The sequence below is a fragment of the Promicromonospora thailandica genome, assembly GCF_024171955.1.
GTDB classification, from domain to species: domain Bacteria; phylum Actinomycetota; class Actinomycetes; order Actinomycetales; family Cellulomonadaceae; genus Promicromonospora; species Promicromonospora thailandica.
Genome location: NZ_JAMTCS010000008.1, coordinates 1 through 22,603, shown reverse-complemented (window position 1 = coordinate 22,603; position 22,603 = coordinate 1). Strand labels below are relative to the sequence as shown.

23 protein-coding genes and 1 riboswitch are annotated in these 22,603 nt (G+C 75.4%); of the genes, 7 read left to right on the top strand and 16 right to left on the bottom strand.

Going from position 1 to position 22,603, the window contains the following annotated elements:
* Position 1 precedes the first annotated feature (1 nt).
* From APR03_RS13485 to thiO, 7 genes are all read right to left on the bottom strand, one after another.
* The gene (locus tag APR03_RS13485) at positions 2-2,419 is read right to left on the bottom strand and encodes a GNAT family N-acetyltransferase (protein ID WP_253836399.1); all 2,418 of its coding nucleotides are present in this window, start codon (positions 2,417-2,419) and stop codon (positions 2-4) included.
* On the bottom strand, positions 2,416-3,771 hold the full coding sequence (locus APR03_RS13480; protein WP_253836397.1) for a lysine N(6)-hydroxylase/L-ornithine N(5)-oxygenase family protein: 1,356 nt from the start codon (positions 3,769-3,771) through the stop codon (positions 2,416-2,418). Before APR03_RS13480 ends, APR03_RS13485 begins: the two co-directional genes overlap by 4 nt.
* Positions 3,771-5,333: a pyridoxal phosphate-dependent decarboxylase family protein gene (locus tag APR03_RS13475; RefSeq protein ID WP_253836395.1), complete on the bottom strand. Its 1,563-nt coding sequence runs from the start codon at positions 5,331-5,333 to the stop codon at positions 3,771-3,773. Before APR03_RS13475 ends, APR03_RS13480 begins: the two co-directional genes overlap by 1 nt.
* Positions 5,334-5,459: 126 nt before the next feature.
* On the bottom strand, positions 5,460-6,665 hold the full coding sequence (locus tag APR03_RS13470) for a ThiF family adenylyltransferase (RefSeq protein ID WP_253836392.1): 1,206 nt from the start codon (positions 6,663-6,665) through the stop codon (positions 5,460-5,462).
* Complete coding sequence (locus tag APR03_RS13465; RefSeq protein ID WP_372494871.1) at positions 6,662-7,528, bottom strand: thiazole synthase; 867 nt, start codon at positions 7,526-7,528, stop codon at positions 6,662-6,664. The genes APR03_RS13470 and APR03_RS13465 overlap by 4 nt, the downstream gene beginning before the upstream one ends.
* Complete coding sequence (gene thiS, locus APR03_RS13460; RefSeq protein WP_253836390.1) at positions 7,525-7,767, bottom strand: sulfur carrier protein ThiS; 243 nt, start codon at positions 7,765-7,767, stop codon at positions 7,525-7,527. Before thiS ends, APR03_RS13465 begins: the two co-directional genes overlap by 4 nt.
* Positions 7,764-8,975 (bottom strand): glycine oxidase ThiO, encoded by a 1,212-nt coding sequence (gene thiO / locus APR03_RS13455; RefSeq protein ID WP_275977527.1) that lies wholly within the window; start codon positions 8,973-8,975, stop codon positions 7,764-7,766. Before thiO ends, thiS begins: the two co-directional genes overlap by 4 nt.
* Positions 8,937-9,040: riboswitch (TPP riboswitch) on the bottom strand. (Overlaps the previous gene by 39 nt.)
* A gap of 27 nt (positions 9,041-9,067) precedes the next feature.
* Between thiO and thiE the strand changes: the two genes are divergently transcribed.
* The gene (thiE, locus tag APR03_RS13450; RefSeq protein ID WP_253836386.1) at positions 9,068-9,733 is read left to right on the top strand and encodes a thiamine phosphate synthase; all 666 of its coding nucleotides are present in this window, start codon (positions 9,068-9,070) and stop codon (positions 9,731-9,733) included.
* A 10-nt stretch (positions 9,734-9,743) separates the two neighbouring features.
* Here the strand turns inward: thiE and APR03_RS13445 are convergent, their stop codons facing one another.
* Positions 9,744-10,850, bottom strand: coding sequence for an FAD-dependent monooxygenase (locus tag APR03_RS13445; RefSeq protein WP_253836384.1), 1,107 nt, complete (start codon positions 10,848-10,850; stop codon positions 9,744-9,746).
* 80 nt (positions 10,851-10,930) lie between these two features.
* Here APR03_RS13445 and APR03_RS13440 point away from each other — a divergent pair, with 80 nt between their 5' ends.
* A complete protein-coding gene (locus APR03_RS13440; RefSeq protein WP_253836382.1) occupies positions 10,931-11,527 on the top strand; it encodes a TetR/AcrR family transcriptional regulator in 597 nt (198 codons plus the stop codon).
* A gap of 12 nt (positions 11,528-11,539) precedes the next feature.
* Here APR03_RS13440 and APR03_RS13435 read toward each other — a convergent pair whose 3' ends face one another.
* The 5 genes from APR03_RS13435 to APR03_RS13415 form a co-directional block, all read right to left on the bottom strand.
* Positions 11,540-12,505: a PDR/VanB family oxidoreductase gene (locus APR03_RS13435; RefSeq protein ID WP_253836380.1), complete on the bottom strand. Its 966-nt coding sequence runs from the start codon at positions 12,503-12,505 to the stop codon at positions 11,540-11,542.
* Positions 12,489-13,310, bottom strand: a complete 822-nt coding sequence (locus APR03_RS13430; RefSeq protein WP_253836378.1) for an MOSC domain-containing protein — start codon at positions 13,308-13,310, stop codon at positions 12,489-12,491. Before APR03_RS13430 ends, APR03_RS13435 begins: the two co-directional genes overlap by 17 nt.
* Positions 13,310-13,933 (bottom strand): DedA family protein, encoded by a 624-nt coding sequence (locus APR03_RS13425; protein WP_253836376.1) that lies wholly within the window; start codon positions 13,931-13,933, stop codon positions 13,310-13,312. Before APR03_RS13425 ends, APR03_RS13430 begins: the two co-directional genes overlap by 1 nt.
* Complete coding sequence (locus APR03_RS13420; protein WP_253836374.1) at positions 13,930-14,568, bottom strand: NAD(P)-dependent oxidoreductase; 639 nt, start codon at positions 14,566-14,568, stop codon at positions 13,930-13,932. Before APR03_RS13420 ends, APR03_RS13425 begins: the two co-directional genes overlap by 4 nt.
* A gap of 82 nt (positions 14,569-14,650) precedes the next feature.
* On the bottom strand, positions 14,651-15,559 hold the full coding sequence (locus tag APR03_RS13415; RefSeq protein WP_253836372.1) for a LysR family transcriptional regulator: 909 nt from the start codon (positions 15,557-15,559) through the stop codon (positions 14,651-14,653).
* A 110-nt stretch (positions 15,560-15,669) separates the two neighbouring features.
* On the opposite strand from APR03_RS13415, the gene APR03_RS13410 reads away from it, so the two are divergent.
* Genes APR03_RS13410 through APR03_RS13395 form a run of 4 tightly spaced genes read left to right on the top strand, consistent with a single transcriptional unit; the run spans position 15,670 to position 19,430 of the window.
* Positions 15,670-16,767, top strand: coding sequence for an FAD-dependent monooxygenase (locus APR03_RS13410; RefSeq protein ID WP_253836370.1), 1,098 nt, complete (start codon positions 15,670-15,672; stop codon positions 16,765-16,767).
* On the top strand, positions 16,764-18,554 hold the full coding sequence (locus APR03_RS13405) for a CocE/NonD family hydrolase (RefSeq protein ID WP_253836368.1): 1,791 nt from the start codon (positions 16,764-16,766) through the stop codon (positions 18,552-18,554). The genes APR03_RS13410 and APR03_RS13405 overlap by 4 nt, the downstream gene beginning before the upstream one ends.
* Positions 18,551-19,072, top strand: coding sequence for a nuclear transport factor 2 family protein (locus tag APR03_RS13400; RefSeq protein WP_253836367.1), 522 nt, complete (start codon positions 18,551-18,553; stop codon positions 19,070-19,072). The genes APR03_RS13405 and APR03_RS13400 overlap by 4 nt, the downstream gene beginning before the upstream one ends.
* A 43-nt stretch (positions 19,073-19,115) precedes the next feature.
* Entirely contained in the window at positions 19,116-19,430 is a 315-nt protein-coding gene (locus APR03_RS13395) for a hypothetical protein (RefSeq protein ID WP_253836366.1), read from the top strand.
* Here APR03_RS13395 and APR03_RS13390 read toward each other — a convergent pair.
* A complete protein-coding gene (locus APR03_RS13390; RefSeq protein ID WP_253836365.1) occupies positions 19,325-20,356 on the bottom strand; it encodes an AraC family transcriptional regulator in 1,032 nt (343 codons plus the stop codon). The two genes, APR03_RS13395 and APR03_RS13390, sit on opposite strands and share 106 nt — an antisense overlap.
* 106 nt (positions 20,357-20,462) lie before the next feature.
* Between APR03_RS13390 and APR03_RS13385 the strand changes: the two genes are divergently transcribed.
* Positions 20,463-21,401: an alpha/beta hydrolase gene (locus APR03_RS13385; RefSeq protein ID WP_253836364.1), complete on the top strand. Its 939-nt coding sequence runs from the start codon at positions 20,463-20,465 to the stop codon at positions 21,399-21,401.
* Here APR03_RS13385 and APR03_RS13380 read toward each other — a convergent pair.
* Positions 21,377-22,039, bottom strand: coding sequence for a PAS and ANTAR domain-containing protein (locus tag APR03_RS13380; RefSeq protein ID WP_253836363.1), 663 nt, complete (start codon positions 22,037-22,039; stop codon positions 21,377-21,379). The two genes, APR03_RS13385 and APR03_RS13380, sit on opposite strands and share 25 nt — an antisense overlap.
* A gap of 123 nt (positions 22,040-22,162) precedes the next feature.
* On the bottom strand, positions 22,163-22,603 hold a 441-nt coding region (locus APR03_RS13375; RefSeq protein WP_504967659.1), incomplete at its 5' end, for an MBL fold metallo-hydrolase.

Genomic DNA, 22,603 nt, shown 5'->3' with positions numbered 1-22,603 from the left:
ATCATCCCCTGATCGAGACCCTGCGCACGGGGTTGTCCATCTCCCCGGCGTAGATCAGCGACTCCGACTGGTTGGTCAGGTCCACCATCTGCAGCGTGTTGCGCAGCTGGAGCCGGTTCAGGCACGAGTGCGCGAAGCGCTCCGCCCGCAGGTCGATCCGGGTGCGCAGGTCCGGGTGCTCGGCCGCGTGCCGGTCGATCGTGCCGGCCACCAGCGCCCAGAACCGGTCCTCGGCCAGCACGCCGTCGGCCGCCAGGATGCCCGACAGGTGGCGCAGCACGCCGTCGAACACGTCGGTGAAGATCGCGAGCGCCTTCTCGTCGTCGTCCACGACCGCGCGGATGCGCTCGACCGTCTGCGGCAGGGTGCGGTGGCCGAGCACGGCCACCTCCTCGCCGATGTCCTTCATGAGGGCGCGCACCACGACGCCGTCGCGCAGCACGAGGATGAGGTTCTCGCCGTGCGGCATGAAGGCGAGCTCGTGGCTGAGCAGGCAGTGGACCAGGGGGTAGAGGTAGGCGTCGAGGTAGGCCGTCAGCCACTGCTCGGGCGGGAGGCCCGAGGCGCGGACGAGGGCGGTGGCGAAGGCCGCGCCGCCCGCGTCGCGGTGCAGCAGGCTCGCCATCGTGACGAGCCGCTCGCCGGGCGCCAGCCGGGGCAGGGGCGACTCGCGCCACAGGGCCGCGAGCATCTTGCGGTGGGGGTTGGGCCGGGGCGTGCGGTGGTAGACGTCGCCGGTGTAGCCCACGGAGGCGACCTCGCGCAGCACGCCGAAGCCGGCGCGGCGCAGCGTGTCGTCGCCCGCGACGAGGTCGGCCACCCAGTCGTTGATCGCGGGGGTGGCGCGCATGTAGGCGGGCGAGAGCCCGCGCAGGAAGCCCATGTTCTGGATGGCGAGCGCCGTCTTGACGTAGTGCCGCTCGGGCCGGGTGCGGTTGAACATGGTGCGGATGGACTGCTGCGGCTGGTACTCGTCGGCCCCGGGCCCGACCGGCACGAGGTCGCCGCGCGCGACGTCGGCGGCGAAGGTGACGGCCACGCGGTGGTCCCACTGCCACGGGTGCACGGGCAGGTAGAGGTAGTCGGCGGGGTCGTGGCCGCGGGCGGCCAGGCGGTCGGCGAAGGCGGTGCGCTCGGCGTCGGACAGCTCGGTGCCGTAGTGGGTGGCCTCGGTGCCGTCGGCGGCCAGGGCCAGGTGGGTGTGCTCGCGGCGGGCCGCGAGCCAGTGCAGGCGCAGGCGCTGCCCGCGCTCGGGGGCGTAGGCACGGTAGTCGCTCAGGGAGAAGCCGATGCGGCCGTTGTTGGCCACGAAGCTCGGGTGGCCCTCGGACATGGCGGCCTCGACCTGCTGGAACGAGGCGGCGACCGACCCGGCGTCGGACGCGGTGCGCATCGCGTCCAGCAGACCCCGGACGGAGGCGGTGGTGCCGTCGAGCTCGCGCTCACGCTTGGCGGCGGCGCTGGCCAGGGTCGAGGAGAGCTCCTCGAGGTAGACGGCCAGCAGGTCGTCGGGCACCTGCAGGAGGGGCCCCAGCTCGGCGACGAGCTCGAGCGCGTCGACGGGCAGCTCGACCTGCCGCCCGACGCCGCCGCGCGCGCCGGCGCTCGCGGTGCGGCGCACGGAGGCCGGGTCGACCACCCAGTGCTCCAGGGCGTGGCGCGTGGCGGTGAACCGGTAGGTGACGCCGTCCAGGTCGAGCCGGTGGGCGCCGTCGGGGCCGTCGGGCACCGGGGCGAAGAGCCGCTCGTGGGTGAGCTCGGCGAGCGTCTTGGCGACCAGGTGCCGGTGCGCGTGCTCCATGAGTCCGGGTGCGAGGTGCGGGGCGGGGTCGACGCCGGCACCGAGCGGGGAGGCCGTGAAGTCGGCGCGGGTGGCCACGCTGAGGGCCGCGCGCTTGGCGTGGGCGCCGCGGCCGAGGTCGACCTCGCGCAGCACCCGGAACCCCGCGGCGGCGTTCTTGGCGGCGATCCTGCGGTTGCCGACGTCGGGTTCGACGACGACGCGGGCGGCGCCCCGACCGCCGTCGCCCTCGGTGAGGCAGAACCGCATGACAGCGGTCATGACGGCGTCGGTGAGCCCGTGCCGCGGCGTGTCGGGCGGGGCGACGAGCAGGTGCATGCCGAGGTCGCCGGGCTGCGCGTCGTGCACCGGGGTGAGCAGCACGTGCGCCGGGTCGTAGGTCTCGGTGAGGAAGACCGGTTCGCCGTCGAGGCGCCCGAGCCAGGCGTCCTGGTGCGGGTGGTCCTGCACGGCGGCCAGGTACTCGCGCACCTCCTCGACCGTCAGCCCGCCCATCTGCCAGTAGGACGCCGACGGGTGGGCGAGCCAGGCCTGGACCAGGCCGGCGTCGCGCGCCGGGACGACGGGCTCGACGGTGACCTCCCCGAGGCGCGTGGTGGTGCGGTACGTCGCGCTCATCGGGCCGCCTCCGTCGCGACGCGGGCCCCGGGCAGGCCGAACTGCTGGAACGCGATGCGCCGCTCGACCGGGTACGGCTCGCGGCCGGTGACCGCCGCGAGGATCACCGAGCTGCGCCAGGCGCCGAAGCCGAGGTCGGGCGCCGTGACGCCGTGCGTGTGCTCCTCGCCGTTCATGACGTGCACGCGCCGGTCGGCGTCCACGGTGTAGTCGCGGGCCACGACGTAGCGGCCCCGCTCGTCGAGGTCCACGAGCCCGGGGGCGAGGAACTCGGGCACGGACGCCGCGTAGCCGGTGGCGGCGACGACCGCGCGGGTGCGGTGCTCCGCGGTGGTGCCGAGCTGGCCGTGCCGCAGGGTCAGCACGTACTCCCCTGTGCCGTCGGTGCCGTCGGCGTCGTACCGGGCGGCGACCACCTCGGTGTCGGACAGGAGCGTGGTGGGCAGCTCCCGCCCGAGGGCGGAGCGGCGGTACAGCGTGTCGTAGATGTCGTCGACCAGGTCGCCGCTGATGCCCTTGTAGAGGTTGCGCTGCTCGCGGCCGAGCGTGTCGCGCAGCGCGGCGGGCAGGGACACGTAGTGGTCGGTGTACTCCGGGGAGGTCATCTCGAGGGTCAGCTTGGTGTACTCCATCGGGAAGAACCGGGGCGAGCGCGTGACCCAGTCCAGGCGGTGCTCCCCCGGCCCGGTGCCGCAGCCGTCCAGCAGGTCGCGGTACACCTCGGCCGCGCTCTGCCCGCTGCCCACGACCGTCACGGAGCCCGACGCCGCGAGCGCCTCCCGGTGCGTCAGGTAGTCGCCGGTGTGCACGACGGGACCCGCGCCCCGCAGTCCCCGCAGAACCGCGGGCAGGCGCGGCTGGGTGCCGGTGCCGAGCACGAGGTGCTTGGCACAGTATTTCTCCGACCCGTGCGGGGTCTCGGCGGTGACCTCGAACAGGTACCCGTCCGGCGTGGCGACGCGGACGACCGAGGTGACCCGCCGCCCCCAGCGCAGCGTGGTGAGCTGCCCGGCCACCCAGCGGCAGTACTCGTCGTACTCGGCGCGCAGCGGGTAGAAGGACTCGCGGATGTAGAAGGGGTACAGCCGCCCGGTCGCCTTGAGCCAGGCGAGGAACGAGTAGGGCGAGGTGGGGTCGGCCATCGTCACCAGGTCGGCCAGGAACGGCACCTGGAGCGTGGTGCCCTCGATGAGCATGCCGGGGTGCCAGGAGAAGCCGTCGCGCTGGTCCAGGAACACGGCGTCGACGTCGTCGAGCGGGTCGGCCAGCGCGGCCAGGCCCAGGCCGAAGGGGCCGAGGCCGACGCAGACCAGATCGTGGACGGGCAGGTCGTGGACGTGCGTGCCGGCCATCAGCCCTCCCCCTCGGTCCGGGCCAGGCGAGGGTGCACCGTCCGGCACGGCGGCTCGTCGGTGTCGGTGAGGGCCTCCCCCGCGAGCAGCCCGTGGGCGGCGGAGCGGACCAGCTCGAGCACGCCGCGTACGTCGGCGAGGGTGGCGTCGGGGTTGAGCAGGGTGAGCTTGAGGCAGGGCCGGCCGTCGACGACGGTCTTGGCGACCAGGGCGCGGCCGGAGTCGAACAGCACGCGGCGCACCTGGGGCACGAGGGCGTCGGCGCGCTCGGGGTCGAGGCCGTCGGGCTCGTAGCGGAACAGCACGGTGGACAGGTCGGTGGTGCCGACGACGCGGAGGTCGCGGTCGGTGGCGAGGTCGGCGTGGACGGCGGCGGCCAGGTCGCAGACGGCGTCGACGAGCGCACCGACGCCGTCCGGGCCGAGGGCCCGCAGCGTGACCCAGAGCTTGAGGGCGTCGAACCGGCGGGTGGTCTGCAGGGACTTGTCGACCTGGTTGAGGTCGGGGTTGGGCTCGCCGTCCTCCTCCCGCGGGTTGAGGTAGTCGGCGTGCCAGGCGACGGGCGCCAGGTCGGCACGCTCGCGCACGATCAGCGCGCTGGAGGACACGGGCTGGAAGAACGCCTTGTGGAAGTCGACGGTGACGCTGCGGGCTCGCTCGATGCCGGCCAGCAGGTGGCGGCGCGTGGGGCTGACCAGGAGGCCGCAGCCGTAGGCGGCGTCGACGTGCAGCCACGTGCCGACGGCGTCGCACAGGTCGGCCACGGGGCCGAGCGGGTCGATGCAGCCGCGGTCGGTGGTGCCGGCGGTCGCGACGACGGCGATCACGACGTCGCCGGTGCGCTCGACGTCGACCAGGGTGCGGGCCAGGGCGTCGGGGCTCATGCGGCCGTCGGCGTCGGTGCCGACGGTGACCACGGCGTCGTCGGGCAGGCCGAGCAGCAGGGCGGACTTGGCGATGCTGAAGTGGCTCACGCCGGTGGTCAGGATCCGCATGGACTCCAGGCGCGTGCCCGCCCGGCGGGCCTTCTCGCGCGCCAGGAACAGGGCCTGGAAGTTCGACTGGGTGCCGCCCGAGGTGAAGACGCCGTCGGCGCCACCGGCGGGGAAGCCGATCCGGCCCGCCGTCCACTCCACGAGGCGCCGTTCCATGAGCGTGGCGACCGTGGACTGGTCGTAGGTGTCGACCGAGGTGTTGATGGCGGCGAGCATCGTCTCGGCGCCCACCGCGGGCAGCGCCACGGGGCAGTTCAGGTGCGCGGCGTAGGCGGGCACGTGGAACCAGATCGCGTGCTGCGCGTACAGCTCGCCTGCCTCGCGCAGCGCCTCGGCCGTGCCGGACGCCGGCCCGTCGAGGTCGACGGCGTCGACAAGGTCCTGCAGCTCGGCGCGGCCGGCGCCCGAGAAGGGCTGGGTGACGGCCGAGAGCCGGGCCGCGACGTCGCGCGCGACGTCGCGGACCGTGTCCGCGTAGGCGTCGGCCGTGGCCCCGCGCAGCAGCGCGGTCGTGTCGTGGTGCACGGCGCTGGGCACGGGCGGCGCTGCGGGCAGGCGTGAGGGCATGCGAAAGTCTCCTCGGGAGGGATCGCGGGGAAGGGGGGCGAAACCGGAACTTAGGTTTGCCTGACCTAACTTAATGCCTCCCGAGGGCCCGTCAAGCCGTGCGACCGACCGAAAAAGTGGCGCCCGTCACTCTCCGGGGACCGGCCCAGCCGCGTGCACCGCCCACGCCGCCATGCCGCCCGCGACCGACCGCGCGTCGATCCCCGCCTCCCGCAGCAAGCCCGCCACGCGCGCCGACCGGGCGCCCGCCTGGCACAGCACGTGCACCGGCCGGCCGGCGGCCCATGCCGCGACGTCCTCCGCCGCCCGCTCGGACGTGCCCGCGCCGGTGAACCGGCCCGAGGGCACCACGCGCGCGCCCGGGAACGGGGCGGCCTCGACCTCCCACGGCTCGCGGACGTCGAGCACGAGCGGGGCGGACCCGTCGGCGCGGAGGGCGGCGAGCTCACCGACGGCGGTCTCCGCCGCCCCGGCCGGCACCGGACCGAGGCCGCAGAACACCGCGTACGGGTCGGCGCCGCCCGATCCCGTCAGGAGCGCCGTGACGGGATCGCGCGCGGGGTCCGGCGCCACGGCGAGCTGGCGCCACGTCAGCGCCAGCGCGTCGTAGACCGCCAGCCGCCCCAGCAGCGACTCCCCCGCCCCGGTGACCAGCTTGATCGCCTCGGTCGCCATCACCGACCCGACCGTGCCGCACATCGCGCCCAGCACCCCGCCGGTGGCGCAGTCGGGCGAGGCTCCCGGGGGCGGCGGCACGGGGAACACGTCCCGGTACGTCACGCCCGGCACGCCCGCCGGGGGTGCGCCCCAGAAGGTGGACACCTGGCCCGTGAACCGGTAGATCGCACCCCAGACGCACGGGATACCGAGGATCTCCGCGGCGTCCGAGACGAGGTAGCGGGTCGCGAAGGAGTCGGTCCCGTCCAGCACCAGGTCGTACCCGGACAGCACGTCGAGCACGGTCGACGGCGTCAGCCGCTCCGGGTGCTCCACCACTGTCACGTGCGGGTTCACCTCGGCGACGGCGTCCCGCGCCGAGGCCGTCTTGCGGCGCCCGACGTCGGAGACGCCGTGCACCACCTGGCGCTGCAGGTTCGACACCTCGACCACGTCGTCGTCCACCACGCCCAGCGTGCCCACGCCCGCCGCCGCGAGGTAGAGCAGGGCCGGGCTGCCCAGCCCGCCCGCCCCGACCACGAGCACGCGCGCGTTCGCCAGCCGGCGCTGCCCCAGCGGCCCCACGCCGGGCAGCGCCAGGTGGCGCGCGTACCGGGCGAGCTCCGCGGTGCCGAGCTCGGCGCCGGGCGCCACCAGGGGCGCGAGCGCCGTCACAGCGCGAGGTCCAGGTTGCCGGGCAGGGTGCCGGGCAGGTCGTCGGGCCCCGCCCCGACGGCCACCCGGCCGTCCACCGGGGACGACGCCAGGGCGCGCTCGCGCCGGGGCGGGCGGCCGGCCCGCGCGGCGTCGTACCCCGCCTCGACGGCCAGCCGCATGGCGCGGGCCATGCGCACCGGGTCCGCGGCCCGGGTCACGGCGGTGGCGAGCAGCACGCCGTCGCAGCCCAGCTCCATGGCCAGCGCGGCGTCCGACGCCGTGCCGATGCCCGCGTCCAGGATCACCGGCACGGAGGCCGCCGCGGCGATCGCCTCGATGTTGCGCGGGTTCGCGATGCCGAGCCCCGAGCCGATCGGCGAACCCAGCGGCATGACGGCCGCGCAGCCCACGTCCTGCAGCCGGCGCGCGGTCACGGGGTCGTCGTTGGTGTAGGGCAGCACGGTGAACCCGTCGTCGACCAGGGTCTTGGCCGCCTCGACCAGGCCGACCGGGTCGGGCAGCAGCGTCACGTCGTCGGCGATCACCTCGAGCTTGACCCAGTCGGTCTGGCACGCCTCGCGCGCGAGCCGCGCGGTCAGCACCGCCTCGCGCACCGAGAAGCAGCCCGCCGTGTTGGGCAGGGCCCGGATGCCGAGGCGGGCGAGCAGCCCCCAGACCGACGGGTCGCCCGCGCGGGCCGGGTCGTCCGCCGCGCGCGGGCGGGTCACGCGCCGCATCGCCACGGTGGTCAGCTCGGTGCCCGACGCGACCAGCGCGTCCTCCAGCGCGAGCAGGCTCGCCGCGCCGCCCGTGCCCATCACCAGGCGGGAGGACAGCGCGGTGCCCGCGATCGTCAGCGGCGTGTCCGTCACGGCGCTCACCCGCCCTGCACCGCGGTGACGACCTCGACCCGGTCCCCCGGGCGCACGGTCGTGGTGGCCCACGCGCCGCGCGGCACGACGGCGTCGTCCAGCGCCACCGCGACCCCCTGCGGGGCGCCGTCCACGACGAGGCCGGGCAGCAGGCGGGCGACGAGGTCGGTCACCGGCACCGGCCCGTCGAGCGGGTACGGCTCGCCGTTGACGAGGGCGGTGCCCGTTCCGGGCGGGGCTGGGGTCATGCTGTGCCTCCTTGATCGAGCTGGGCGAAGCGGTGCGGGTCGGCGTACCGGGCGGCGGCCGCGACGGCGGCCGCGGCGTCCGGGCCCGGTGGCGCGACGCCGAGGGCGTGGTCGACGGCGGCCGCCGTGAGCGGCGTGAGCAGGATGCCGTTGCGGTGGTGGCCCGCGGCCAGGTACAGGCCGTCTGCGGCCCAGCCCAGGTACGGCGCGTTGTCGGGGGTGCCCGGCCGGGCGCGCGTCGTGGTCTCCAGCAGCACCGCGTCGTCCAGCCCGGGCAGCAGGGCGCGCGCGTCCCGCAGCAGGGCGAAGACGTCGCCCGCGCGGGTCAGCCGGTCGTCGTCCCGCTCGTCGGACGTCGCCCCGACCACCACCTCGCGCGACCCGTCGACGCGCGGCGCACGCGGCACCGCGTAGACCGGGCGCCCCTGCACCGTGCCGCGCACCACCACACCGGGGGCGTGGTCCGCGTCGGCCCGGAGGCGCAGCGTCGTGCCGGGCACCGGACGGGTCGCGGCGCCCGGGAAGAGGTCGCCGCCCGCGTGCCCGGTGGCCAGCACCACCGTCCCGGCCCGGTACGCGGTGCCCGCGTCGTCCACCACGCCCACGACCGCGCCGCCCGACCACGTGAGAGCGGCGGCCCTGCGGCCCACGAGCGTGCCGCGCACCGCGACCACGGTGGTCAGCGCGGCGTGCACGGCCCGCGGGTCGGCCTGGTGGTCGCCCGGCACCCAGGCCGCCCCGGTCACCCGCGGGCCGACGCCGGGCTCGCGGCGCCGCGCCTCGTCGGCCGGGATCTCCGCGGAGCCGAGGCCGAGCTGCCGGTGCAGCACCAGCAGGCGGCGCAGACCGGCGAGGTCGTCGCCGTCGTAGGCGACCGCGAGCGTGCCCGTGGTGTCCAGGCCGACGGCGCCGGGCGGGAGCCCGGCGGCCCGCTCGACGCGGGCTGCGAAGCCGGGCCACAGGGCGAGCGAGGCGGTGCCCAGCCGGGCCTGCCCCGCCTCACCGAACCCGGCCTCCAGGACGGGGGCGAGCATGCCCGCGGCGGCACGCGTGGCGCCGTCGCCGGGCGCCGGGTCCAGGACGGTGACGCTCGCGCCGGCCTCCAGCGCCCGCCAGGCCGCGGTCAGCCCGATGATGCCCGCGCCGACGACGACCACGTCGCAGACGTGCCCGCTCATGATGCTGCTCCCTTCGCTGGCATGACCCAGATCAGGTTCGACGGTCGGCGCCCTGCGCCCTCTCAGCCCCGTCCGGGGCTCCCGTGCACGCGACCACCCTAACCCCCGCCTACACTCGCGGCGTGAACCCCGGCACCGAGACCAGCACAGATCCCCGCGCCCGCCTCGCCGACGCCCGCCTGTACCTGTGCACCGACGCCCGGCAGGACACGGGCGACCTGGAGCCGTTCCTGCACGCGGTGCTGGAGGGCGGGGTCGACGTGGTCCAGCTCCGGGACAAGTCGCTGGACGTGGCCCGGGAGCTCGAGCTGCAGGCGCTGGTCGCGCGCGTCGCTCAGGAGCACGGCGCGCTGTGGGCGGTCAACGACCGGGCCGACGTCGCGCGGCTGACCGGTGCGCCGGCCGTGCACATGGGTCAGGGCGACCTGCCGCCCGACGCGGTGCGCACCCTGCTGGGCGACGGCCCGGTGCTGGGCCGGTCCACGCACGACCTCGGCCAGGCGCTGGCCGCCGACGCCGACCCGCGTGTCGACTACTTCTGCGTGGGCCCCCTGTGGGCCACCCCGACCAAGCCCGGCCGGGCGGCCGTGGGCCTCGGGCTGCTGCGCGCCGTCGCGGACCGCGCGCCCGCCACGCCGTACTTCGCGATCGGCGGGATCGACGCCGGCAACCTCGACCAGGTGCTCGACGCCGGGGCGCGGCGCATCGTCGTCGTCCGGGCGATCACGCGCGCCGCGGACCCCCGGGCCGCGGCCGCCGCGCTGCGCCGGCGGGTCGAGGGCGCCTGACCCCGACCCGTCAGCCCGCGAGCGCGTTGAGCTGCTCGTCGCGCTCCCGGATCGCCTCCGCCGTGGGCGGCATGAGCAGCGCCCCGCCCGGGGCGGCGGTCGCCTGGGCGTGCGTGACGTAGGGCCGCTGCCGCCGCTCGTAGGCGGCGAACGCGGCGGGCAGGTCGCCCGGGTGGGCGGCCAGCGCCCCGGCGAGGAAGTCGGCGCCGGTCAGCGCGAGGGACGTGCCGCGGCCGGACAGCCCCGAGGCGCACGACGCGGCGTCGCCGACCAGCACCACCCGGCCCCGGTGCCAGGCGTCCATGTGCACCTGGGCGACGATGTCGAAGTACAGGTCCTGGTCGTCGAGCAGGGCGGCGAGGATCTCGGGCACGCGCCACTCGTCGTGCCCGGCGAACGCGCGCGCGAGGGCGCGGCGCCCCGAGCCGGGGTCACGGTGGTCGTGCTCGGCGCCGTCGGACCGGTAGCTCGCCACGGCGACGACCTTGTCGTGGTACTGCGCCACGCCGATCAGGTGCCCCGGGAAGTTGTAGAACGAGTTCACGCGGGTCGTGGGGTCGGCCCTGCCGGGCATGGCGCCGAACGCGACGTGGTAGCCGAGCGGCCGGACGACGTCCTCCTCGGGCCCGAAGACGAGCCGCCGGGTGCGGGAGTGGATGCCGTCGGCGCCGACGACGAGGTCGAACCGTGCTGCGGCCCCGTGCGCGAAGGTGACGTCGACGCCGTCCGCGTCCTGGGCCAGGGCCGTGACGTGGTCGCCGAGGACGAGCCGCACGTGCGCGGGCAGCGCGTCGCGCAGGATGCGGATCAGGTCCTCGCGAGCGATCTCGACGTCGTCGGGCGAGTCGCCGACGGCGTCCTGGGACAGCGTGGCCCGCACCTGCCCGGCCGCGTCGACGAAGGTGACGGTCTCGGTCATCGTGACGCGCGCGTCGCGCACGGCGCCGAGGATGCCGAGGCGGTCGGCGACGGCGAGGGCGTCGCCGCGCAGGTCGATGGGTGACCCGCCGGTGCGCAGCCGGTCGGCGCGCTCGACGATCGTGACGTCGTGGTCCGCCGACAGGGTGAGGCCCGCCGACAGCCCCGCGAGGCCGGCGCCGGTGACAAGGATCCGCATGGTGTGCTCCGTTTGTGGGAAGGTTTAGATACACAGTGACTCTTACCGACGCTGGTACCGTAGCACGCGGAGGAGACACCGTGACTCTTGCGACAGAACGACGGCGCCGCGGGCCCGAGCTGGAGAACGCGCTGCTGGACGCGGCATGGACCGAGCTCGCCGAGCGCGGGTACGACGACCTGACCTACGACGCCGTCGCGCGCCGCGCGCGCACCGGCCGCGCCGTGCTGTACCGGCGCTGGCCCGCCAAGGCCGAGCTCGTGCGCGCGGCGGTGCTGCACGCGTTCGGGGACAGCCCGGAGGCGCCCGACACCGGCAGCCTGCGGGGCGACCTGATCGCGGCGCTCCGGCAGGCCAACAGCACCCGGGCCGTCATGGCGGTGCAGCTGCTGACCCGCGTGGGCGACTACTACCGCGCCACCGGTGTCTCCCTCGGCGACCTCGTCGACCAGGCCACCGGCGGTCGCAACCCGGTGCTGCAGACCATCTACGAGCGCGCGGCCGCGCGCGGTGAGCTCGACCCGGGCGCCGTGCCCGCGCGGGTGCTGCAGGTGCCGGTCGACCTGTTCCGGCTGGAGTTCCTGCTCACCTACGAGCCGGTGCCCGACGAGACGATCCGGCAGATCGTCGACGACGTGTTCCTGCCCCTGGTGGCCGCCCGGACGGGCCGTGCCTGACGCCGGGCGCGCTCACGCCGCGCGCGGCGGCCCGACGACGATCTCCGAGGTGCGGGCCCGGGACACGCAGGCCATGACGTGCCCGACGCGCTCCGGACCGGTCAGCACCGCGTCCCGGTGGTCGGCCACGCCGTCGAGCAGCGTCAGGCGGCACGTGCCGCAGACGCCCGCCTCGCACGAGGCGTCGACCCGCACCCCGTCGCGGCGCAGGGCCGTGAGCAGCGAGACGTCCGCGGGTACCTGGACGCGTCGCCCGTCGGGCGCCCAGACCGCGGTGAACGGCACGGACGCGCCCTCCGTCCCGCCCGCGAACCGTTCGGTGTGCACGCGGCTGGGCCGCCAGTGCGCCGTCGCCGCCCGCACGGCCCGCAGCAGCGCCGGCGGTCCGCAGCAGTAGAGGCGCAGGTCGTCGGCGGGTTCGGCGAGGTAGGGCCACAGGTCGAGCCGCCCTCCCCCGGCGCTGTGGTGCACGGTGTCGCCCGGCCCGCCGAGCTCGTCCCGGAAGGGCGTCTCGGCGGGCGAGCGCGTGAGGTACACCAGCCGCACGTCGGCGCCCGGCCGGGCCCGCAGCCACCGCACCATCGCCCGCACCGGGGTGATGCCGATGCCGCCGGCGACGAACAGGTAGCGGGCCGCGGGCCGGAGCGCGAACGTGTTGGCCGGTGCGGTGACGACGAGGTCGGTGCCGACCGTGACGTCGTCGTGCATGCTCCGCGAGCCGCCGCGGCCGCGGTCGTCGCGGCGCACGCACACGACGTACTCCCGGGGCGCAGGCCCCCCGGGATCGACGAGGCTGTAGCCCCGCAGGTGCCCGGCAGGTGTGGTGACCACGACGTGCGCGCCCGGCTCGTAGCCCGGCAGGGGACGCCCGGCCGGGTCCCGCAGGACGAACCGGCGCACCGTCGGGGTGAGGTCGCTCGTCGCGGCCACGCGCAGCACGAGGTGGCGCGTTCCGGGGCGCTCAGGCGGCGAGCTCATCGTCCTGCTCCACGGTCCCGGCCGCGAGAACCTCGAGGTAGACGCCCATGAGCTGGTGCCCGTACGCCTGGTCGAGCAGGCGCACGACGGGCAGGTCGCGGACGCCGGTGGCCGGGTCCACCTCGGTCGCGGCGCAGCGCCGCGTGCGGCGCACGACCCGCACCCGCGCCCCGCCGAGCCGCAGCCCCTGGCCCGTCTCGCTGTCCACGAGGTCCAGCTCGGACCACGGAGGCAGGCCGTCGACGAGCACGTTGGCGCGGAACCGGCCCGGGTCGACCGTCGTGCCGGTGCGGGCGCCGAGGTCACGGACCGAGGCCAGGTTGACCAGCGAGAGCCAGCCCATCGGGCCGTCGCCGGCCGCGGCGGCGTCGGTGAACCGCCGGCCGGGCTCGTGCGCGATCTCCGGTCCGGCCCCCTCGGGCAGGTCCAGCACGCGCGCGAAGAAGCGTCGCGCGTCGCGCCGGCCGCCCTCGGTGCGCAGGTCGGCCCGCAGCACCTCGTGCCTGGTGGTGTCCATGGCGACCCGGACGGTGAGCACGTCGGCCGCGTCGAGGTGGGTGTCGAGACCGGCCAGCCGGTGGTCGGAGACCAGGGCGTGGAACTCCTGCTTGGGCAGCCCCTCGCGCAGGCCGGGCCGGTACCGGCCGTCCGCCCGGGCGAGGGCGTACCGGCGGTCCCCCGGCACACCCTCGCCCGGGCGGAGCACGACGCGCTCCAGCGGCTGGGCGCTCAGGCCCTTGACCGGATAGACGTGCAGCGCGCGCACGCGGCCGAGCGGCGGCACGCCCGCCGTCGCGCCCGGCATCAGTCCGCCACCGGGTCCGGCACGGCGGCGCCCCGGCGCCGGCGCAGGGCCCGCACCCCCTCGATGCCGCCGGTCACCACGAGCGCGAGGCCGATGCCGACCGTGATCGCCAGCAGCGTGTTGTCCTGGAACATCACCCCGCCGAGGTAGCCGGTCAGCGCCGTGTACGCGCTCCAGGCCGCCGTGGCGAACCCGACGAACAACGCGTACCGGCCCAGGGGGTAGCGCACCAGACCAGTGGCGAACGTGGCCACGTACCGGCCGAAGGGGATGAAGCGGGTGGTCACGAGGACGAAGCCGCCGCGAACGTCGAGCTCGCGGACGAACCAGTCGTGCGCGGCGCGCCGCTTGGTGCCCGGAGCGGGCCGCCCGGCGGACCGCGACCCGACGAACCGGCCGACGGCGTACGGCACGAGGTCGCCCAGGAAGGCGCCGAGCGCCGTGGCGGCGACGACGAGCCCGATGTGGGTGTCCCCCGTGGCCGCGTAGACGCCCGCGACGATGACGACCGGCTCGCTCGGGATCAGCGGCAGGAAGGAGTCCAGGCAGGAGACCGCGATCAGCACCGCGTACAGCCACGGCGAGGTGATCATCGACTCGGCCAGCGCGAGCCAGTCGATCATGACGCCACCTCCGCGGGGTGCGGCACGGGCACGGCCAGCGGGAGGGCCACGGCCCCCGGGAACCGCGGCGACTCCGCCTCGTCGAGCATGGCGGCGGCGACGGTCTCGCGGCTGACCCGCGCACCGAGGTCGAACGGTGGCCCCGCCTCGAGCCCGACCGTGGCGCGGTCCGGGCTCACGGGCCCGTCGGACAGCACCCCGGCGTGGAACACGGTGCCCCCGGCCGTCAGGACGGCGGCGTCGGCCGCGACCTTGTCCGCCAGGCGGTCGCCCAGCACGGACTCGAGGACGGCCGCGCCGGGCCCCGCGACGCCGGCGGAGACGCCGGTCCCGTAGGCGCCGAGCCAGATGATCCGCCGGGGTCCGGCCGCCACCACCACCTCGGCACCGGTGGTCAGGACGCCGGCGCGCTCGGTGCCCAGGGCCGACAGGACGACCGAGTCGGCGTCGACCACCGCGGCGATGCTCGCCGGGTCCTCCACGTCGCCCGCCACGACACGCAGGCGGCCCCGGTCGGGCAGGACGACCCGCCCGGGGTCCCGGGCGATGGCGATGACGGTGTGCCCGCGCTCGAGCGCCTGCCGGGTGAGCGCGAGTCCGGTCCGGCCCGAGGCCGCGAGGATGGTGAGGTTCATGCCGAGGACGCTAGCCAGCGCGGACAGTTGCCGACAATGCCAGGTTCAGCAACCGATCATGACGCTCAGCGCAATCGGCAAATCACCCCTGCTCGACCGAGGCCGTCATGATGCGGCGCGTGCGCTCACGCAGCAGGCGGTGGGTGCGGTCCTGGTGGTTGCGCGGGTGCCAGGCCATGCCGATCGTCAGCGGTGGCAGCGGCACCGGGATGGGGAACGTGCGCAGGCCGAGCGTCTCGAGCATCCGCCGCGCCAGCCCCGCCGGGGCGATGCTCACGACGTCGGTCTCCCGGGCCAGGTGCAGCGCCGCGGACAGCGTCGGGACCACGGCGGCCACCCGGCGGTTGAGGCCGAGGTCGGCCAGCCGGTCGTCGATCGGGCCGTGCACCCGCCCGCGCCGCGACATGACGATGTGGTCGGCCGCGGCGAACCGGCGCGGGGTGACCGTCTGGTCGGCGAGCGGGTGCCCGGCGCGCACCACGCCCACGAGCGTCTCGGTCACCAGCGTCTCGGAGCGGATCTCGGGCTCACCGGTGCGGACGATCCCGATCTCCAGGTCCACCAGCCCCTCGCGCAGCGCGGGCATCTCCTCGACGCTGTCCGGCCGCAGGCGCAGCGAGACGCCGGGGGCCTGGACGCGCAGGTCGTCGATGAGGGACGGGATGAACGTGGTGGCCAGCATGTCGGCCACGTGGAGGTCGAACATGCGCACCGCGGTGCTCGGGTCGGCGCTGCCCGACGGCGCGAAGAGCGCCCGCGCCCGGGTGGCCAGGGCGTGCGCCTCGCCGCGCAGCTCCAGGGCGCGGGGCGTGGGCACGAGGTCCCGGCCCGCACGCACCAGCAGCGGGTCCCCGAGGGCGCGGCGCAGCCGGGCCAGGGTGCGGCTCATGGCCGGCGCCGAGGTGTTCAGCCGCTCCGCGGCCTTGGTCACGCTGTTCTCGGTGAGCAGCGCGTCGAGCGCCTCGATCAGGTTCAGGTCGACATGCTCCATCCCTGGATTATCACACACGCAACTATCGCCTATCAACGTTGCACTGGTGCTAATCCGCTTTCGCTCCCTACGGTCGTCCCGATCAGTTCATCCACCGAAGGAGCAGGAACATGAGGGCAGTGGTGACGGGCGGCGGCATCGTCGGTCTGACGACCGGGATCGCGCTGCGCAGGGCCGGGTTCGACGTCGTGGTCCACGAGCGGGCACCGGAGATCCGCGCCGCGGGAGCGGGGCTGGGGCTGTGGGCCAACGCCCTGGCGGTGCTGGACGACCTCGGCGTGGGCGACCAGGTGCGCGCCATCGGCAAGCCCAGCGAGATGCGGTTCCACGACCCGTCGGGGACGCTGCTGGAGACCCCCGGGTACGACGACCGCGACCACCGGTACCTGCTGGTGCACCGCGCGCGCCTGCTGGACGTCCTCGCGGACGCCGTCGGGCGGGACAGCATCCGCCTGGACAGCGGCTTCGAGGCGTACGAGGAGCACGACGACCACGTGACCGCGCGGTTCACCGGCGGCACGACCGAGCGGGCGGACGTGCTCGTGGGCGCGGACGGCGCCTACTCCTCGGTGCGCGCCCAGCTCGTGCCGGGTGCCGACGTCCGCGAGCACGACGGCCACCACGCGTGGCGCGCCGTCATCCCGGCGACCGGCCTCACCGTGCCGGAGGACCGGCTCGTCGTGGGCGACCGCCGCTCCCGCGGCGGTTACGTGCGCACCTACGACGGGCACGTGTACTGGCTGCTCAACCAGTTCGGTTCCGCCCCGCCCACCGGCTCCCGCAAGCAGGAGGCCCTGGACCGCGTCGTCCACCTGCAGGGAGACGGTCCCGGCTCGCTCCTGGCCGACCTCATCTCGGCGACGCCCGAGGAGCAGATCCTGCACAACCAGATCATGCTCGTGCCGCCGCTGCCGTACTGGGTGTCGTCGCGGGTGGCGCTGGCCGGCGACTCGGCCCACGCCATGTCGCCGCACATCACCGCCGGCGCCACGCTGGGCATCGAGGACGCCGCGCTGCTCGGCGACCTGCTGACGCCCGGCGGCGACGTCCCCGCCGCGCTGGCCGCGTACGAGGCGGACCGGATGCCGCGCTACGCCCAGGTCGCGCGGCTGTCCGCCGAGGTCGAGCACGCGCCGACGCCGCAGGAGTTCGCCCGGGCCTATGTCGCGTTCAGCCACTGGATGATGGCCGAGCGGGTGACGGCATGACGTTCGTCGTGGAGGTGGACGTCCCCGTGCCCATGCGGGACGGCGTCACGCTCGCCACCAACGTGTGGCGGCCGCAGAGCCCCGGCCCGTTCCCCGCGCTGCTGGTGCGCACGCCGTACGGCAAGGACGACGCCGGGACGTTCGGCAACCCCAAGCTGCCGGACGTGTTCGCCCTGGTGGCGGCCGGTTACGCCGTCGTGGCCCAGGACGTGCGCGGCACCTCGCGCTCCCCCGGGGTGTTCGTGCCCGGCGTCCACGAGGGTGACGACGGCGTCGACACCCTCGCCTGGCTGGCCGACCAGCCGTGGTGCGACGGCGCGGTCGGCATGTGGGGCGGCTCCTACATGGGGTTCGCCCAGTGGGAGGCCGCCGCGCACACGCCCGCGGCGCTGCGGGCGATCGCGCCCGTCATGACGTCGGCCGACCAGTACGGGGCGCCCTGGTACTCCGGCGGCGGCGCGCTGTCGCAGGACGCCGTGCTGACCTGGGCCACGCTCGCCGCGCTGCGCAACCTGCGGCGTGACCTCACCGCCGGCCAGGGCGACCCGGCGGACGCCGAGCTGCTGCTGGCCGGGCTGGCCGACCCGCGGCTGCTGCACGAGCCGTTCCCGATCGCGGAGCAGGGCGCGGCGTCCCGGTACCTGCCCTGGGTGAGCGACGTGCTCGCCCACCCGGAGCGGGACGCCTTCTGGCAGCGGACGGCGGCGATCGACCACGCGGCCCGCATCACCACGCCCGCACTGCACGTGGGCGGCTGGTACGACGTGTTCGCGGGCGAGACCCTGCGCTCCTACACCACGATGCGCCGGCACGGCGGCAGCGCCGCGGCCCGCGACGGGCAGCGGCTGGTCATGGGTCCCTGGAGCCACGCCGACGGCACCGACCTGGGCACCTACCCGGACCGGTCGTTCGGGCCGGCGGGCAGCATCAAGGCCGCCGGGGTCACCGAGGCGCACCTGCGGTTCTTCGACCGCTGGGTGCGCGGCCGGGACGAGGACGCGGCGTCCGACCCGCGGGACGAGGCGCACCGGGTCCGGATCTTCGTGATGGGGATCGACGAGTGGCGCGACGAGGTGGACTGGCCGCTGCCCGGCACGCGGTACACCGACTACTTCCTCGGCGGCGCCGGGCGGGCCAACACCCGCACCGGCGACGGCACGCTGACCCGCGCGGTCTCCGGCACCGAGGCCACGGACACGTACCTGTACGACCCGCGCCGCCCGGTCCCGACCGTCGGCGGGGCCGTGCTCGCGGCGGTGCCCGGCACCTACCCCGGCCCCGCCGACCAGGCGGAGGTCGAGACCCGCGACGACGTGCTGTGCTACACCGGCGCGCCGCTGGACCGGCCCGTCGAGGTGACCGGCCACGTCACGCTGGTGCTGCACGTCTCCTCGTCGGCCACGGACACCGACTTCACGGGCAAGCTCGTGGACGTGCACCCGGACGGCCGCGCCATCCTGCTGTGCGAGGGTGTGCGGCGCGCCCGCTACCGTGCCTCGCTCACCGAGCCCGCGCTCCTGACACCGGGCGACGTCTACGCGCTGACGATCGACCTGGGCGCGACGTCGAACGTCTTCCTGCCCGGGCACCGCATCCGGCTGGAGGTGTCCAGCAGCAACTTCCCGCGCTACGACCGCAACACCAACACCGGCGGGGTGATCGCGTCCGACGGGGAGGACGACGTCGTCGTCGCGGTGAACCGGGTGCACCACGGCCCGTCCCGGCTGAGCCGGCTGGTGCTGCCGGTCGTGGACCGGCCGGCGGAGCAGTCGGCGGTGGCGGCATGACCGGGCCGCAGGAGGCACCGCTGGGCGTCGCCGACCGGCTCGCGGTCGCCGACGTCGTCGCGGCGCTCGCCCACGCGCAGGACGACCAGGACTGGGCCGCCCTGCGCCGGCTGCTGGACGACGAGGTGGTGCTGGACCTGTCGACGCACCAGGCCGGCAGCCCGCCGACGCCGATGGCGGCCGACGACCTGGTCGCGCTCGCCCGCCGCACCCTGGCGGGCTTCGACGTGACCCACCACAGCACCTCGAACGTCAGCACGTCCGGCCTCGTGGTGCGCGAGCAGGTCGGCGAGGTCCGCTGCCGCGCGCACGTCGTGGCGTATCACCACGTGCCCGCCGATCTCCCCAGTGACCGGGGACTCGTCGACCACTGCACGATGCGCGGCTACTGGGAGCTGGTGCTCCGCCGCCGGGACGACCGCTGGGTCATCGCCCGGTGGACCGTGCTGCGCACCGCGCCGTGGGAGGGGTCGCCCGACGTGTACACCCGCGCCGCCGCCCGCGCGGCGCGGTCCTGACCCACCCGGGACCCGACCGGACCCGACCGACCCGAGGAGACAGATGTTCTACGAGATCCGCACCGAGCACCCCCGCACCGGCCGAGGAGCGGACCTGGTCCACTACATGGACGAGATCGTGGTGCCGCTGCACCGCGCGATGGGCATGGACGTGCTCGGCACGTTCACCGCGGCCGGCGACGACGAGGCGTTCGTCTGGATCAGACGCTTCGAGGACGACACGGAGCGCACGCGCGTCCTGGACGCCGTGCATCAGCACCCGCGGTTCGCGGGCGTCGCGGCGACCGTCAGCACGCTCGTGGCCCGGTCGGGCTCCACGGTGCGGCTGGACCCGGCGCCGGGCTCGCGGCTGCGCTGAGCGGCCGCGCGGCGGTACCGGCTCGGGGGCGTCCCGGTCACGCGGGTGAACGCGTGGCTGAAGGAGCTCTCGGACGCATAGCCGAGCCGGGCCCCCAGCGCGGCGACCGTCACGTCGGTGTCGCGCAGGGCCCGCTCGGCCAGCAGCACCCGCCAGTGCGACAGGTAGGTGAGCGGCGGAACGCCGGACACCTCTCGGAAACGCTGGGCGAAGTGGCTGCGTGACATGCCCGCCGCGGAGGCGAGCCCGGCCAGGGACCAGGCCCGGGCCGGGTCGCCGTGCAGCAGGCGCACCGCCGGCCGCAGCCGCGGGTCGGCGAGCAGGCGGAGCCACCCCGGCCGCCGCAGGGCCGCCCGCCCCAGCTCCTCCTGCCCGAGGCCCACGCGCAGGGCCTCGAGCAGGAGGAGCTGCGCGTGCTGGTCGGTGGCGAAGGCGGCGCCCGGCCGGTCGGCCCCCGCCTCCCGCGTGATCCGGTCCAGCGACCGCCTCATCTCCGCCGCCTCGGCGGTCCCCGCCCCGGCCCGCAGCACCGGGGGCAGAGCCGTCGTGAACAGGCTGCCGGCCACGGGGTCGAGGTCGACGTGGCCGCCGACGACCACCACGTCCTCGCCGTCGCCGTACCGCGTCGTCTCGCCGGCTGCCTCGGGGGCCCGCCCGGTCGCGTCGACGGGCCGCAGCGCCGGGTCGCTGCACAGCACCATGGTGCGCGCGCCGTTGAGCACCACCGCGTCGCCGGCGGTCAGACGCAGCGGCTCGCCGTCGTCGGCGATCAGCCAGCAGGCGCCGCGCGCGACGGCGTCCAGCTTGACCACGGCGTCCGTCCGGAACCGGACGGACCACCGGCCGCCCGCGCGCAGCTCGCCGCTGATCACGCAGCGCGCGCCCGCCAGCGTCAGGATCTCGGACAGCGGGTCGACGGCGCTCATCGGACGTCGGGACAAGAAGGGGCGACGCTCACGCATTCAGAGTACGCCCGCGTGGCGCAAGACTGATGCTCTCAGCCACGAGAGAGACGAAGTGATGACCAACCAGATGACAGATCAGACGACAGAACGAGTCACGTTCGGCAACGGCGCGACCGAGCTGGTGGGCGACCTCCACCTGCCGGCGGGTTTCGACGAGAGCCGGCGGTACGCCGCGATCGTGACCGTGCACCCCGGCAGCAGCGTCAAGGAGCAGACGTCGGGACTCTACGCGCGGCGGATGGCCGAGCTGGGCTACGTCGCCCTCGCGTTCGACGCCTCGTACCAGGGCGAGAGCGCGGGTGAGCCGCGGCACCTGGAGGATCCGGCCGCGCGCGTCTCGGACGTGTGGTCGGCGGTCGACCTCCTGACCACGCTCGGCTACGTCGACGAGGAGCGCATCGGCGTCCTGGGGGTGTGCGCGGGCGGCGGCTACGCCGTCAACGCCGCGCTGACCGACCACCGGATCTCGGCGGTCGGGGTGGTCTCCGTGATCAACATCGGCCGGGCGTACCGGGAGACCGGCGGACCGGAGGGCGACGTCCTGCGGACCCTGGCCACCGCGGCCCGGCAGCGGACCGCCGAGGCCCGCGGGGCGGAGCCCACGATCGTGCCGTGGACGCCGGAGAGCCGCGAGGCCGCCGTGAGGGCCGGGCTCACCGACGCCGACCTGCTGGAGGCCGTCGACTACTACCGCACCCTGCGCGGGGCGCATCCCCGGTCGGCCAACCGGCTCCTGGCCCGCAGCGCGGCACCCCTGCTCGGGTTCGACGCCTTCCACCTCGTGGAGGAGCTGCTCACGCAGCCCCTCCAGGTCGTGGTCGGCGACCGGGTGGGTTCGTTCGGCTCGTACCGGGACGGGCACGAGCTGTTCCGCCGCGCGCGGGGGCCGAAGGACCTGCTGGTCGTGGACGGGGCCGGACACTACGACCTGTACGACCGGCCCGAGCACGTGGACCAGGCGGTCGCACGGCTCGGGGCCTTCTACGCGGAGGCGCTCAGGTCCTGAGCCCGGTCCCGGCCCGAGGACACCAGGGCGATCACGTCGGCGGCCGTGCTGCCCGCGGTGCAGGCGGTCGCGACCACCCGCTGCGCGAGCTCCCGCACGGCGACGTTCGTGTCGTTGGACGTGGCCCGCAGACGAGCGAACGCGGCGTCCGGGTCGACGTCCAGCACGAACGCCAGCACGCCCTTGGCCTGCTCGATGACCGCCCGTGAGGCGGCCGCCGCGCGGATCGAGGCGGTGGCGGCCTCGCTGGCCTGCACCTCGATGCCCGCGGTGATGTCGACGAAGAAGCCCACGAGCTCGGACACGCGCTGCGTGGCCGGGTCCCGGCGCCCCTCGCCGACGACGGTGAGCGTCCGCTCGCGCCCGCGGGCGTCCATGATGCGGTGCACGCTGCTGAACGGGTCGCCGGTGAGGGCGGCGTGCGCCAGCACCCGCGAGACGCGGGCCCGGTCGCCGGGGTGCTTGTGCGCGAGCACGAGCGAGGTGGTGGGGACGATGTCACCGGGTTCGAAGCCGTGGATGCGGTAGGTCTCGTCCGACCACCACCAGACCTGCCTGGCGATGTCGTACCGGTACCGTCCGACGACGTGGTTGGTGCCGAGCGTGAGTGCGCGCTCGATCTCCATGGGTTCGGTCATGTCTGCAGCCTCCGTGCGCATGTGCGCCATCGAGCCGCGTTTTGACTCCCGGCTGACTGTACCGCATGGGGTGCCGGTGGTGGAAAGCTTGACGATGCCAGTTTCAGGCGGCCGGGCGGCTGGTCAGGTGAGGTGGTCGAAGTCCCCGCGGGCCCAGGCCGCGTGCCGCTCGGCGGAGCGCCGCACCGCGGCGCGCGCGCCGACCGCGACGGTGCCCCGGAAGTTGTTGTAGAGGCGGTCGAACTCGAACCGGGAGACGTGGTCGGCGATGCGCTGGACCACTGTTCCGGACAGGGGGATGCGGTTGGGGTAGGAGCGCATGAAGGAGACCGAGGTGCGGTCGGGGTTGGCGAAGATGGTGTCGCCCGAGAGCAGGACGCCGCGGCCTTGGGCGCCGGCGGCCCAGTGGGCCACGGTGGAGCCGGGGAAGTGTCCGCCGGGCTGGGTCAGGGTGATGCCGGGCAGGATCTGGAGGTCGGTCTTCCAGGTCTGGACGGCGGGGTCGGTGCGGGCCAGCCAGTCGGCGTCGTCCTGGGCGACCAGGATCGGCACGCCGCCCAGGCG

Coding starts and splice junctions, on each gene's coding strand:
- APR03_RS13485 (WP_253836399.1), bottom strand. CDS start 2,419: ATGAGCGCGACGTACCGCACCACCACGCGCCTCGGGGAGGTCACCGTC.
- APR03_RS13480 (WP_253836397.1), bottom strand. CDS start 3,771: ATGGCCGGCACGCACGTCCACGACCTGCCCGTCCACGATCTGGTCTGC.
- APR03_RS13475 (WP_253836395.1), bottom strand. CDS start 5,333: ATGCCCTCACGCCTGCCCGCAGCGCCGCCCGTGCCCAGCGCCGTGCAC.
- thiS (WP_253836390.1), bottom strand. CDS start 7,767: ATGACCCCAGCCCCGCCCGGAACGGGCACCGCCCTCGTCAACGGCGAG.
- APR03_RS13445 (WP_253836384.1), bottom strand. CDS start 10,850: ATGCGGATCCTTGTCACCGGCGCCGGCCTCGCGGGGCTGTCGGCGGGC.
- APR03_RS13435 (WP_253836380.1), bottom strand. CDS start 12,505: ATGAGCTCGCCGCCTGAGCGCCCCGGAACGCGCCACCTCGTGCTGCGC.
- APR03_RS13430 (WP_253836378.1), bottom strand. CDS start 13,310: ATGCCGGGCGCGACGGCGGGCGTGCCGCCGCTCGGCCGCGTGCGCGCG.
- APR03_RS13425 (WP_253836376.1), bottom strand. CDS start 13,933: ATGATCGACTGGCTCGCGCTGGCCGAGTCGATGATCACCTCGCCGTGG.
- APR03_RS13420 (WP_253836374.1), bottom strand. CDS start 14,568: ATGAACCTCACCATCCTCGCGGCCTCGGGCCGGACCGGACTCGCGCTC.
- APR03_RS13415 (WP_253836372.1), bottom strand. CDS start 15,559: ATGGAGCATGTCGACCTGAACCTGATCGAGGCGCTCGACGCGCTGCTC.
- APR03_RS13410 (WP_253836370.1), top strand. CDS start 15,670: ATGAGGGCAGTGGTGACGGGCGGCGGCATCGTCGGTCTGACGACCGGG.
- APR03_RS13405 (WP_253836368.1), top strand. CDS start 16,764: ATGACGTTCGTCGTGGAGGTGGACGTCCCCGTGCCCATGCGGGACGGC.
- APR03_RS13400 (WP_253836367.1), top strand. CDS start 18,551: ATGACCGGGCCGCAGGAGGCACCGCTGGGCGTCGCCGACCGGCTCGCG.
- APR03_RS13395 (WP_253836366.1), top strand. CDS start 19,116: ATGTTCTACGAGATCCGCACCGAGCACCCCCGCACCGGCCGAGGAGCG.
- APR03_RS13390 (WP_253836365.1), bottom strand. CDS start 20,356: ATGAGCGCCGTCGACCCGCTGTCCGAGATCCTGACGCTGGCGGGCGCG.
- APR03_RS13385 (WP_253836364.1), top strand. CDS start 20,463: ATGACAGATCAGACGACAGAACGAGTCACGTTCGGCAACGGCGCGACC.
- APR03_RS13380 (WP_253836363.1), bottom strand. CDS start 22,039: ATGACCGAACCCATGGAGATCGAGCGCGCACTCACGCTCGGCACCAAC.